The 12,104-nt window shown below is 46.0% G+C and carries 11 protein-coding genes and 1 pseudogene; 4 read left to right on the top strand and 8 right to left on the bottom strand.

Annotation, left to right across the window (positions count from 1 at the left end):
• The first annotated feature begins 17 nt into the window (after nucleotides 1-17).
• On the top strand, nucleotides 18-1,073 hold the full coding sequence (locus FTT75_RS02600) for an MBL fold metallo-hydrolase (protein WP_074383975.1): 1,056 nt from the start codon (nucleotides 18-20) through the stop codon (nucleotides 1,071-1,073).
• 54 nt (nucleotides 1,074-1,127) lie between these two features.
• Here FTT75_RS02600 and FTT75_RS15950 read toward each other — a convergent pair.
• The 3 genes and pseudogenes from FTT75_RS15950 to FTT75_RS02585 all read right to left on the bottom strand — a co-directional run.
• Nucleotides 1,128-1,328 (bottom strand): annotated as a pseudogene (locus tag FTT75_RS15950) (DoxX-like family protein); the annotation flags it as partial.
• Nucleotides 1,318-1,749, bottom strand: a complete 432-nt coding sequence (locus FTT75_RS02590; RefSeq protein WP_180039673.1) for a thiol-disulfide oxidoreductase DCC family protein — start codon at nucleotides 1,747-1,749, stop codon at nucleotides 1,318-1,320. The pseudogene FTT75_RS15950 and the gene FTT75_RS02590, both read right to left, overlap by 11 nt.
• Nucleotides 1,750-1,845: 96 nt before the next feature.
• Nucleotides 1,846-3,366 carry a catalase gene (locus tag FTT75_RS02585; RefSeq protein WP_180039675.1) on the bottom strand — a complete coding sequence of 507 codons (1,521 nt, stop codon included), beginning with the start codon at nucleotides 3,364-3,366 and terminating at the stop codon, nucleotides 1,846-1,848.
• A 643-nt stretch (nucleotides 3,367-4,009) separates the two neighbouring features.
• Here FTT75_RS02585 and FTT75_RS02580 point away from each other — a divergent pair.
• Nucleotides 4,010-4,189, top strand: a complete 180-nt coding sequence (locus tag FTT75_RS02580) for a hypothetical protein (protein ID WP_005095450.1) — start codon at nucleotides 4,010-4,012, stop codon at nucleotides 4,187-4,189.
• On the opposite strand, the gene FTT75_RS02575 is transcribed toward FTT75_RS02580, so the two are convergent.
• The 3 genes from FTT75_RS02575 to FTT75_RS02565 all read right to left on the bottom strand — a co-directional run bounded on the left by FTT75_RS02575 (nucleotide 4,186) and on the right by FTT75_RS02565 (nucleotide 7,584).
• Nucleotides 4,186-4,674 carry a hypothetical protein gene (locus tag FTT75_RS02575; RefSeq protein ID WP_005095451.1) on the bottom strand — a complete coding sequence of 163 codons (489 nt, stop codon included), beginning with the start codon at nucleotides 4,672-4,674 and terminating at the stop codon, nucleotides 4,186-4,188. The two genes, FTT75_RS02580 and FTT75_RS02575, sit on opposite strands and share 4 nt — an antisense overlap.
• A 41-nt stretch (nucleotides 4,675-4,715) precedes the next feature.
• Nucleotides 4,716-7,013: a phosphoenolpyruvate--protein phosphotransferase gene (ptsP, locus tag FTT75_RS02570; RefSeq protein WP_005172856.1), complete on the bottom strand. Its 2,298-nt coding sequence runs from the start codon at nucleotides 7,011-7,013 to the stop codon at nucleotides 4,716-4,718.
• A gap of 88 nt (nucleotides 7,014-7,101) precedes the next feature.
• Nucleotides 7,102-7,584, bottom strand: a complete 483-nt coding sequence (locus FTT75_RS02565; RefSeq protein WP_005095455.1) for an RNA pyrophosphohydrolase — start codon at nucleotides 7,582-7,584, stop codon at nucleotides 7,102-7,104.
• Nucleotides 7,585-7,766: 182 nt separating this feature from the next.
• Here FTT75_RS02565 and FTT75_RS02560 point away from each other — a divergent pair, with 182 nt between their 5' ends.
• The gene (locus FTT75_RS02560; protein WP_005095456.1) at nucleotides 7,767-8,417 is read left to right on the top strand and encodes an HAD family phosphatase; all 651 of its coding nucleotides are present in this window, start codon (nucleotides 7,767-7,769) and stop codon (nucleotides 8,415-8,417) included.
• 169 nt (nucleotides 8,418-8,586) lie between these two features.
• Nucleotides 8,587-8,835 carry a DUF2789 family protein gene (locus tag FTT75_RS02555; RefSeq protein ID WP_005095458.1) on the top strand — a complete coding sequence of 83 codons (249 nt, stop codon included), beginning with the start codon at nucleotides 8,587-8,589 and terminating at the stop codon, nucleotides 8,833-8,835.
• 43 nt (nucleotides 8,836-8,878) lie between these two features.
• On the opposite strand, the gene ovoA is transcribed toward FTT75_RS02555, so the two are convergent.
• Complete coding sequence (ovoA, locus tag FTT75_RS02550) at nucleotides 8,879-11,053, bottom strand: 5-histidylcysteine sulfoxide synthase (protein ID WP_180185875.1); 2,175 nt, start codon at nucleotides 11,051-11,053, stop codon at nucleotides 8,879-8,881.
• A gap of 149 nt (nucleotides 11,054-11,202) precedes the next feature.
• Nucleotides 11,203-12,078: a LysR family transcriptional regulator gene (locus tag FTT75_RS02545; RefSeq protein WP_005095462.1), complete on the bottom strand. Its 876-nt coding sequence runs from the start codon at nucleotides 12,076-12,078 to the stop codon at nucleotides 11,203-11,205.
• Between the last annotated feature and the right edge of the window lie 26 nt (nucleotides 12,079-12,104).

Raw genomic sequence — 12,104 nt, 5'->3', positions numbered from 1 at the left:
ATAAATAGTGGATGTTTATGCAAGATCTTCTCAAAACTAAAAAATTTCAGTTAACCACGGAGTCCAGCTGGAAACATCTCTGGTCTAAGCCGGTATTTGAGTATCTGCATTCAGATCATTTCAATGGACAACAGTTTCGTAATCTCGAGCATCCTGCTCGGGCGCACAGTCGTTTTGACTTATATAAATGGCTCATTACCCGAAAATCCAAAAACTGGAATATCAATCTCGATGCAGAACGTGCCGAGTTTTTTGCGCGACCGCGTGCATTGCCACAGCAGCGTCCCGATGCGCCTTTAGATGACTGGCAAATCTGGTTTATTGGTCACGCCACTGTGCTCATTCAAATTGGGCCTTATAATTTCCTGACCGATCCGGTCTGGGCTGAATATGCCAGTCCTTCTGCATCCACTGGCCCGCAGCGGGTCATTCCTGCCGGTATTGCGCTAGATGAACTGCCACATATTGATGCTGTGTTGCTCAGCCATAACCACTATGATCATATGGATCTGGCCACACTGGAATGGTTGCATAGCACATTTGAAATGCCAATTTATACCGGACTGGGCAATGCCTGGTATTTGCCAAAGCACTATACCGTGCATGAGATGGACTGGTGGGAAAATGCATTTTTTGAAGAAATCCGCATTGTCTATACGCCGGCACAGCATGCCTCGGGGCGCGGTATGCGTGATCAGAATTGTGCTTTGTGGGGTGGCTTTTCCTTATTGCATGGTCAGGAACATTGTTTCTTTGCCGGAGATAGTGGTTATGCCTCGCATTTTAAAGAGGTTCGCAAGCGTCTGGGTGCGCCCCGAATTGCCTTGCTGCCCATCGGTGCCTATGAGCCGCGTGCACTGATGCGTGCGATTCATATGAATCCGGAAGATGCATTTCATGCACATCAGGACTTGCAGGCCAAATGCTCACTGGCGATTCATTACCGTACTTTCCAGCTCACTGATGAAGATCGGGATGCACCAGAGCATGAATTGCATGAAATTATCAAACATTCTTCCAAGCTGATTAATCCGTTTTACTGCGTACATGAAGGCAAACGGATTATTGTCTAATGGCTTCACGCTGTTCTTGCTTGATGAGTTGAATGGCAAGCACAGAAAGCATCAGCCAAACAGCATTTCACCTATGCCAGAAAATCCAACCAAGACTTTGGCCAGTACCCGCTCAAAGCCCAGGTTTTGCCAGATTGTGATTTCAGCAGGGGACTGAAACAGTATTTTTGGAATCAGTCCTTGATAGAATCAGCGCATTGCCAAGCTTAGCTGAATGTTGCGAAGTGTTTGGGTGAAAACAGGCTCAGAATTCACGAATAGCATTTTCCAGAAAATGGTGTTTATTTTCGCTAGATGGAATCAGGCAATAATCAGTTTTACCAAATAGTTGGTAGCGCTTTAAAGCAACGCCACGATACAGAAAGTCGCGGATAAAACGCGGCACTAAATAGCCTGTACTCATTAAATTCAACGGAAAACCGACTTTTAACAGGGCAGTGGATTCGGTATAAAGTGTGCCAGCTTGGATGACGAGCATCGTGCTGTAATGTGCAGTGGACATCTGGTAATGCTCGAGCAGGGCAACACCTAAAGGGGATTGGGCAGAGACCAGTTTAAACTGTATCTTGTTATCGTATTGAATCAAAAATCGTGCCCAGCCATTACAGATCACACAAACAGCATCAAATAAAATGATGTCGTGTTGTTGAATGATGTCTTCAATATCTTTGCTCATCGTTATATTTTTTCTAGTGACGTATTATTTGTATACTGCTTGATATCACACTAAAAAACCACCCGAGGGTGGTTTTTTATATATCGCTAAGGCAGCTTAAAGCAAGCTGGCTAAGCCTTTGGCTGGATCGGTTTCACGAGCAGCCTGTGCATCTGCCACTGTCATGCCGAGTGCTTGTGCTACGCCTTCGCCATAGGCCGGATCGCAACTATAACAATTGCGGATGTGACGGTATTTAATGAAATCTAGTGCATCACCCATCGCGCCAGCCGTGTTATTAAACAAGGCCTGCTTTTGTTCATCATTCATCAGGTTGAACAGGGCACGTGGCTGGCTGAAGTAATCGTTATCATCTTCACGGAAATCCCAGAAATCGGCAGCACCGGTGATTTTTAGTGGTGGCTCTCTGAATTCCGGTTGCTCCTGCCATTGGCTGAAACTGTTCGGCTCATAATGTGGCAAGGAACCGTAGTTGCCATCCATACGACCCTGACCATCACGACGGTTAGAATTGACCGGACAGCGTGCAGCATTGACCGGAACCTGTGAGTGATTCACGCCGACACGGTAACGCGCGGCATCGGCATAGTTAAATAAACGTGCTTGTAACATCCGGTCCGGCGAGTAGCTGATGCCCGGTACCAGATTGCTGGGTGCAAAAGCCGCCTGTTCCACATCCTGGAAATAGTTTTCCGGATTGCGGTTCAGTTCGAACTCACCGACTTCAATCAGCGGATAATCACCTTTCGGCCAGACTTTGGTCAGGTCAAATGGATGATATGGTACTTGTTCTGCCTCAAGTTCTGGCATGATTTGTACGAACAGGGTCCATTTCGGGAAGTCCCCACGTTCAATCGCATTGTACAGGTCAGTCTGGCTGCTTTCGCGGTCACGACCAACCAGTTCTGCTGCCTCGGCATCGGTCAGGTTTTGAATGCCTTGTTGCGTGCGGAAATGGAATTTCACCCAGAAACGTTCATTGTTGGCATTGATGAAGCTGTAGGTATGGCTACCAAAACCATGCATGTGACGATAACCGACTGGAATACCACGATCTGACATCACAATGGTGACTTGGTGCAATGCTTCCGGCAGCAATGTCCAGAAATCCCAGTTATTGGTCGCATTACGCAAGTTGGTGCGTGGGTCGCGTTTTACTGCTTTATTCAGGTCAGGGAACTGGCGAGGGTCGCGGAAGAAGAATACTGGTGTGTTGTTACCAACCAAATCCCAGTTACCTTCTTCGGTATAGAATTTCAGGGCAAAACCACGAATATCACGTTCTGCATCGGCAGCACCACGTTCACCGGCAACGGTAGAGAAACGCGCAAACATTTCAGTTTTTTTGCCCACTTCAGAGAAGATTTTAGCGCGGGTATATTGGCTAATGTCATGGGTCACGGTAAATGTACCAAAAGCACCTGAACCTTTGGCATGCATACGGCGCTCAGGAATCACTTCGCGAACAAAGTTAGCCAGTTTTTCATTCAGCCATAAATCCTGAGCAAGTAATGGACCACGTGCACCTGCGGTCATACTGTTCTGGTTGTCGACCACAGGCGCACCCGCTTCAGTGGTCAGGTGGGTAACAGGGCATTTTTTAAAATCTTGGCTCATTTTTCCTCTCCAAGTTTTGAATATCTTGTAGCGTTTATCCAGTATTTATAAAATATTGAGTTATCTGCGAAGGGCATCAGGTTTTACTCTATTTTCAATATCTTGATATAAATACTGTTAGCGCACAAAGTGGAATTCACAGGATATAATTGAGTGATGTCACTCAAAAAATATTTTTAAAGTTAATAAAGTCTAAAATATTTAAAATTAAATGGTTACTTTTTAAAAGTAGCCGGTTTTCTACTCTTTGACAATATCAAATTCTCTATATTTTGGATAACTCAAATAATGAATCGGATTAAACGAAAATAACAATCTTTAAGTCCCTTATATGTTTTTATCAAAGGATCAAACTAATAGATGAATCGTGCTGTTTAAAATAAATCTTATAACTAATTTATTTTAAATGCTTTTTTTGATTAGGTTTTGTCTGTGTGAAAAACATCATAAAGTGCTGAATGTAATCAGCATGTTTTCCGGCCATAGCGCTCATTTTTGTAATACAGAATATCCTGCTTAAATGGTCTTTATTTTTAAAAAAAGCATTGGCAAATATGCTTGAAAATTGTCCAAAATGGCGTATCATTATTTTCCCACTCGCGTGGAAACTCACTAAAATCTAGTTAAAAGGCGAAAGTACAACATGGCCAAGAAGAAAACAGTCGAGCATGTGGTGATCCATAATTTTGTGGCAAAACACATGCATGAAGTCAACAAAAGTCAGGTTTTTGTAGACCGAAAGAAAAATGCAAAACGTGGCTACAACAAGCACAGACAAGGGCGATATTCTATGGAAGATCGCCCTTTTTTAATGGCAGCTTAAGATCTGTAAGGTGGTTGAGGATGACGCGTTGGCTGTTTGGGGTTGGTTCCAAGTGGAGAGAGCGGGGCAACGGGGCGGTTGCTACGATTTTGTGTATTTTGAGTGGAGCGCCGCGATGAATTTGTTGGCTCATCTCGTATAAAATCATTAAATAATTTATTCAGTCTTCCCTGATTTGGCTGTCCATAATGTGCAGGGTGAGGTTCAGTTCTGGCCTGCTGAAAACTGGCAAATTGATCTTTTTGCTGACGATAGAGTTTGGCCGCTATCACAGAGGGATCATTTCGGCCTAAACGCCGTCGCTGGGATGCTGAAATTTCGATGCCCAATAGAGGGGACATTTTAGGCCGATCGGCATAGCCGCTGGCAGGACGTGTATAAGATGAACCGGAATAATCCGCATTTTTCCGGGCCCGCAAGGCAGGTGCAATAATAACAATATAGAACACCGCAATGAGCATGAACAGGATAACCAGAAATTCCATAACCACCTCTACACTCGTCGAGGGACTGGAAAAGTCCCGGATTAGGCACTCACCATACGCGTGGCTGATTTCACCATATCACCCAAACCATGGGTTCTGAAATAATATTCCAGCCAGCTTTTTACCATCAGTGGATTGTCCATTTTTAACACATGCTGTAGCAATTCCTGTGCATCACTCATCGGCACGTGACAAATGGTTTTACGTACCTTCAGGATATTACTCGAACTCATTGACAGGGTATTAAAGCCCATGGCCATGAGCAAAACCGCAGACAGCGGATCACCTGCCATTTCACCGCAGATACTGACCGGTTTTTCATTACGATGACAGTCCTGCACCAGACGGGTCAGGGCACGCAGTACGGCAGGATGTAAATGTGAATAGACATTGGCAACCCGCGGATTATTGCGATCGACTGCCAAAAGATATTGAGTCAAATCGTTAGAGCCAACCGAGAAGAAATCGACCAGTTCGGAAAACTCATCAATCTGATGCAGCACACTCGGCACTTCCACCATGATGCCGAGTTTTGGCTTGTTCACTTTGACCTGTTCTTCTTCCTGAATCGCCGCATGATCACGTTCCAGTAAATAGAGGGCTTCTTCAACCTCACTGACACTGGTCACCATCGGCAACAGAATATGCAGGTTATTCAGTCCGATACTGGCTTTAAGCATGGCGCGAATTTGTGAAGAAAAAATTTCTGGATGGTCCAGGGTAAAACGAATGCCACGCCAGCCCAGTGCCGAATTTTCTTCTTCAATCGAGAAATACGGCAGGTCTTTGTCTGCCCCAATGTCCAGGGTACGCATCACTACCGGTTTATTGGCAAAGTGAGTGAGTTGCTGGCGATAAATCGCGCGCTGTTCTTCTTCGCCCGGGAAGCGGTCGCGTAGCATAAATGGAATTTCAGAACGGTATAAACCAACGCCTTTGGCACCACGTTGCACGCCACGGACCACATCGATCATCAGGCCGGTGTTGACGTATAGTTTTACCGCTACCCCATCTGGGGTAATCGCATCTTTGGTTTCGTACTGACGCAGATCTTTGGCGATCTGTTCTTCTTCTTTTTGAATTTCTTTATAGCGACTGCGCAAACGCCGTGGCGGATTGATGAAGACCCGGCCTTGATGCGCATCAACGATCATTTCTACATCATCCAGGGTATTAATTGGCAGTTCAGTCACACCGACCACAGTCGGAATGCCGAGGGCACGTGCCACAATTACCATATGCGAGTTCATGGCACCTTCAGTGGTGACAATCGCAGCAATTTTATCCACTGGCAGTTCAACCAGAGCTGCAGTGGAAATCTCTTCCCCTATCAGAATACTCTCATCGGTCAGCTCACGATGACTGGCATCAGCTTCCTGTAAACGCGCCAGAATACGGCGGCCCAAGTCTTTTAAGTCTGCCACCCGTTCACGTAAATAATCATCCTGCATCTGGGCAAACTGTGCCACATGACTATCAATCACGATGCGCACTGCACCCTGTGCCCAATGGCCTTCGCGAATGAGCGCCTTGATTTCTGCCGGCAGGGCATTTTCATCCAGCATCCGCAAGAATACGCTAAAGAGGGCGCGTTCTTCGGCCATCAGCGCATCCTGCATCTTGTCATCGAGCGACTGGATTTCTTCACGGACGGAGTTGAGGGCGCTGTCTAATAATTGTAGTTCTTCGCTGATGTCATCGGCTTCACGATCGGGAACGGCGGCCAGATCTGCTGGCGGGTAGAGAATCACGGCACGACCCAGAGCAATCCCGCCTGAACCGGACACACCCTGAAAGGTTTTATAGGCAGGCAGGTTATTTGGCTTGCGGAAGACATCAATATTGCCCACCGCATGGGCATGGGCAATCACGCCAGAGAGCTGCGCGCACAGTGTGACCAGAAATGATTCGGCGGCTTCAGAGAAATCCTGAGATTCTTTATTCTGAACCACCAGCACACCCATTACCTTACGGCGGTACATCACCGGGACGCCCAGAAAAGAGTTATACAGCTCTTCACCGGTTTCAGGCAGGAACAGGAAGCGTTCATGTTTGGGTGCATTGTCCAGATTGACAATTTCTTCACGCTGGCCGACCAGACCCACCAAACCTTCGCCAGTCTGTAACGATACGTGACCTACAGACTCAGCCTTCAGGCCCTTGGAAGCCATCAGCAGATAACGCTGGTTACGTTCATCCAGAAGGTAAATAGAGCAGACATCGACATGCATGGCGTCCGCGACATGCTTGACCATGATATCGAGGGATTCATGCAAACTGGCAGATGCATTGATCTCTTGAACAATACGTCTCAACGTGTCCAGTTGCATATTCGACATAAGGTCTGCTCCGTCTATTCAGAATTTCAGTGATACGTTTATTTATAACAATAGCCGACCAAAAAATCTGCATGATTTATGCGATTTTTTAAGGTTTTTGCTGGGGTAGCTGCTGACACAACTCCACCAGGGCTTTGCGATAAACATCACGTTTGAAATTCACGACTTGACCTAATGGATACCAGTAACTGACCCATTGCCATTGATCAAATTCCGGCGGATCAGACAGATTCAACTGAATATGCTGAACGGGGGCCGTGAGTTTGAGTAAAAACCACTTTTGTTTTTGACCGATGCACACCGGATCGGAGTCCGGTCGTATGTATCGATGCGGCAAACGATAGCGCAACCAGCCTTTGGTTTGCGCGATGATCTGGACGTGTTCGGGCAATAAGCCAACTTCTTCTCTCAGCTCACGATAGAGTGCCTGCTCAGGGGTTTCTCCATATTGGATACCTCCTTGTGGAAATTGCCATGCATTATGACCAATGCGTTTTGCCCATAAAACTTGTCCAGCATCGTTTGCCAAAATGATCCCGACATTTGGTCGGAAACCCTCAGAGTCGATCATTTGGCTACCTAAAAATTGTTTAATTTATACCTTTGCCATCGGGGAGCGTTATTTCTTTATCCAACTCGAAAAAAGCAAAGTTTAAAAATGTTAAAATTGCTATGATCTTAACGAATTTCTATCGACTAGCGGAGATAGATTTACAATTTTTTTCTTAAATTTCAGTTTTTACGAGTATTTTCATGAAATTGGCGCTATTTGATCTCGATCACACCTTGTTAAACACGGATTCGGATCATTCTTGGGGAGAGTTTCTGGTCAGCGAGGGCCTGGTCGATCCGGTGCAGCATCGTGCCATGAATGACAAGTTCTATGACGACTATAAAAAAGGTCAGTTAGACCCCTATGCCTATAATGAATTTGTGTTCCAGTTTCTGACCCAACATGAGCATGCTTATTTAACCGAGTTGCACCAGCTGTTTATGCAAAAGGTGATTCGCCCGCAAATGCGTCCAGAAGGTTTTAAGGCCATTCAACGGCATAAAGACGCCGGTCATGCTCTGGTCGGAATTACCGCGACTTCGGATTTTATTACTGCACCAATTTTTCGTGAATTCGGCATTACTGAAATTATTGCCACCAATGCTGAAGTACTCGATGGCAAATATACCGGAAAAGTGATCAATACCGCGTGTTATCAACAAGGCAAGCTGGTGCGTCTGGAACAGTGGCTGCAAGGTCGCGATGTGACCGAGTCTTGGGCCTATTCAGATTCGATTAATGACCGTTTCTTGCTGGAATATGCCGATCATGCCATTGCGGTGAATCCGGATGACCGCCTTGAAGTTTTAGCCAAAGCGCAGGGCTGGAACATACAGGACTGGTCGATTTAACTGATTGCCTTTTATCCATCTGATTGATCCAGCACAACTTCGGTTGTGCTTTTTTATCTGCCCGAATTCAATGTAAGTGTTAATGTTTTTTCACAGTCCGCTTGCCTCGGACATGTTATGCTCAAAAAACAGGACATGAAAATAATGGAAAAGTTTGAGGTGTAATGCTATGACTCACGTTCGACCGCGTATGACACATCTGTTTCAGCAGCTTGGCTTGGATGCCACTCAGGAAGGCATTGAAAAGTTTATTCACGAACATCAACTGCATAAAGATCTGACTTTACTCGATGCACCGTACTGGTCAGAAGCACAACGTCAGTTTCTAACCGAAAAAATTGCATCTGATGGTTCATGGGCCATTGTGGTGGATCAACTCAATGAATCCCTGCATGAAAACTCAACCAGTGAAGGATGAAATAAAAGCCAATCGAATGATTGGCTTTTTTAGCTTGAAGGCTTTAGTGAGTGCGTCGCCAGATGCTGACTTGCGACAAGCTATGTTGATATTTTCTGGCGGTTTCACGAATAACAAAAGGCACATCCTGAGGCTGGGTCACCAGCTCAAAATGAGCCTTTAATATTTCCGAGATACCCTCTAGCGTAGTGACCTCTCTGTCTGCCTGCTTGAACCCGCCCAGCCATTCATCACGTGCAGTATGTTCTTCCAGCCAGGTATAAGGCGAACTGAGCAGTAGAATTCCACCCATATTTATCCGTTGATGGATCTGCATCAAAAAGTCTTTGGGATGATGCAGCCGGTCAATTAGATTGGCCGCCAGAATAAAATCATAGCCAATAAAATGTGCTTTCAGATTACAGGCATCGGCCTGAAAAAATTCCACTTTAGAGGCAAGCCGATCCAAAGCGAAATCCTTAAGCGAGCAGATTTTCTCTTCGCTTAATTCACCTTCTACGGGGAGCTGATAACGGATTCGGTGACCTTGGGCCAGAAAGACGGCTTGCTGAATAAAGCGTGCAGAAAAATCCAGACCGGTGACCTGATCAAAATAGTGTGCCAGTTCAAAGCTGGCGCGGCCAGTAGCACAGCCAATATCCAGAGCACTTTTACATGCAGTTTCTCGGAAATACGGCTGCGCCAGCTGCACCAATGTTTTGGCAAAATTGGCGATGCCAAAGTATTCGGCGCCGTACTGAAACTCCAGATATTGAGACACCAACTGGTCGCTTTCATACTGTGAAGGAAACTGTTGCAAGGCTTGATCAGAGGCGACATAGCGGAAGCCAGCGTGTTGAAAGAAATGCCGTCTAAAAGCATAACGTGCGCTGTGCAGGGCTTCATTGCCTGCTGAAATCCAGGAGCCACCTTTAATAATATTATGGCGCCCGTCAAAGGTCGGGGTACTAAAATCATCATAAAGAGGATGCACCTGAAAGCCCTGAAACGGATAGATTGGCGTTTCAGTCCATTGCCAGACATTGCCCTGAATATCATAGAAATCGCCCTGCTGAAAATGATCGACCGGGCAGGAACTGGTGCCATATTTCAATTCGATATTGGCCTGTTCAGGACTGGGTAAATCTGGATCCAGGTCTGAAACCGCATACAGGCGATACCATTCATCCTCAGTCGGTAAACGAATGGTTTTTTCAAGCTGTTGCGATTTCCACTGACAAAAGGCTTTGGCTTCATGATAATTTACTTCTACCGGCCAATCCCAGGGCATGGGGACTTCTTCCAGCATCAGGCGCAATGACCAGCCGAGTTCAGTCTTGCACCAAAAACACGGATGAGTCGCTTGTGAAAATTGCAGCCAGCCTAAGCCTTCTTCACTCCAGTAGTGTCCGGTCTGGTAGCCATCTGCTTCGACAAAGGCCAGAAACTCCTGATTCGACACCAGATATTTTGCAGCTTCAAAGGCTGCAACTTCGGCTTCATGCTGGCCGTATTCATTGTCCCAGCCATAAAAAGGATGGTTAAAATCTTTCTGTAGATGTACCTGGCCTTCAGGCACAGCAATCAAACTATTTTCCGGGGCAATGCCGGTAATGATATTGGCACGCCACTGCGGATGCTGGTGTACATGTTCTAAAGCATGCTGACGAATCAGCACCGATGACGTTTCCAGATGAATCCGTTCATGTTCGATGCCCATAATCAGCGTCCACCACGGATTGTGCCAGTTTAAGGGCAGATTCAGCGGGGCATGCTCAACAATGTTCAGAATCAGCGCGCGTACCTGATGTCGATAATCCCGGACTGCCTGCACAGTCGGCCAGTCATAATGCACTTCATCCAGATCATCCCAACTCATTTCATCAACCCCGATCGCAAAAATACTTTCAAAATGCGGATTCAGACGTTCAGTAATGAGTTTGCTCAGCAGCAGTTTATTGACAAAAAAAGTCGCGGTATGACCAAAATAAAAAATCAGCGGATGACGCAAATTAATTGGCTTGATAAAAAAAGCATCTTCATGCTTGAGGCATTCAAATAACTGCTCATAGGTATCAAAGGTATTCAGGAAGTAGTCACGCAGGCTGTATCGCGCTGTTTGTTCGTCGGCAAAATCAAGCGCAGGGGTAGGCAACAGCATCGGTTTGGCCGAAAGCCATAGGCTGCTGGTATTTGTTTTATCTTGAGAGAGGGATTTTAGGGGAGAATCGAGCTGCATCCGTCAGGCTCCATCGAATAATTTTAAGTATTTCTCTGCATCGCAAAAGAATAGATTTATCTTAAAAATACGCGAAAGAAATCCCCAGATGGGTGTATTTAGGTAACAAAATGCTGCACTGTTTTGAATGCAGCATTTTTAGAAATGAATTAAAGAGGTAGGGAACTACTTTGCATGAGTTGAACCAGAGCTTGCGCCGCTTTGGACTGAGTACGACCCGGATGCCAGACCATGCCCAGCCGGCGGTTCATTTCCAGATTGATATCCAGCTGATGCAGATCGTGATTGACCAGAGTTTTTGGCAGCACAGACCAGCCGAGACCAATGGATACCAGCATGCGGATTGATTCCAGCGGATTATTGCTCATGCTGACTTTTGGTTTAATGCCCTGTTTTTCAAATTCGGCCAGCGTAATCTGCGAAGTGTAGGTTTGTGAAGACGGCAGCAGGCTCGGATAATTCAGCAAATCTTCCAGGCACAGGTTTTTTTGCTGCGCCAGTGGATGAAAGGGTGCAACTACAAAGACCAGAGGATCATTCCAGATGGTGACATAATTCAAACGTGCATCGCCCCGTGGCGGCAAGGTTAAAAATGCCAGTTCCAGATCGCCGGCAATGACTTGTTCGTGCGCCTGCTCGGAATCGACAAAATGTACATCCAGCCTTACATCCGGATATTCCTGTACATAACGGCGCAAATGACTCGGAAGATGATGCAGGCCAATATGATGACTGGTGCCGATTTTCAATTTTCCCTGTACCTGACCCTGTTCATGGCTCAAGGTATAATGAATATCACCGAGTTCATTCAGCCAGTTTTTCACTTTAGGCAACAGCGAATGCGCGGCATGGGTGGCTTGTACACCACGTCCGGCGGATTCAAACAGTTTGACCCCAAAATATTCTTCCAGACTGTGAATACGTTTGGTGACGGCAGGTTGAGTAATAAAAAGCTGATCTGCGGCCAGAGAAATCGAACCAGTTTCCATGACTTTTACGAAGGCTTCAAAAGCTGCGAGATTCATCTTAATCACCTATAAAGAATTTTTAT

This window comes from Acinetobacter sp. YH01008 (genome assembly GCF_013420435.1).
Taxonomy (GTDB): Bacteria; Pseudomonadota; Gammaproteobacteria; order Pseudomonadales; family Moraxellaceae; genus Acinetobacter; species Acinetobacter pseudolwoffii.
This window is presented reverse-complemented; position numbering and strand designations above follow the sequence as displayed.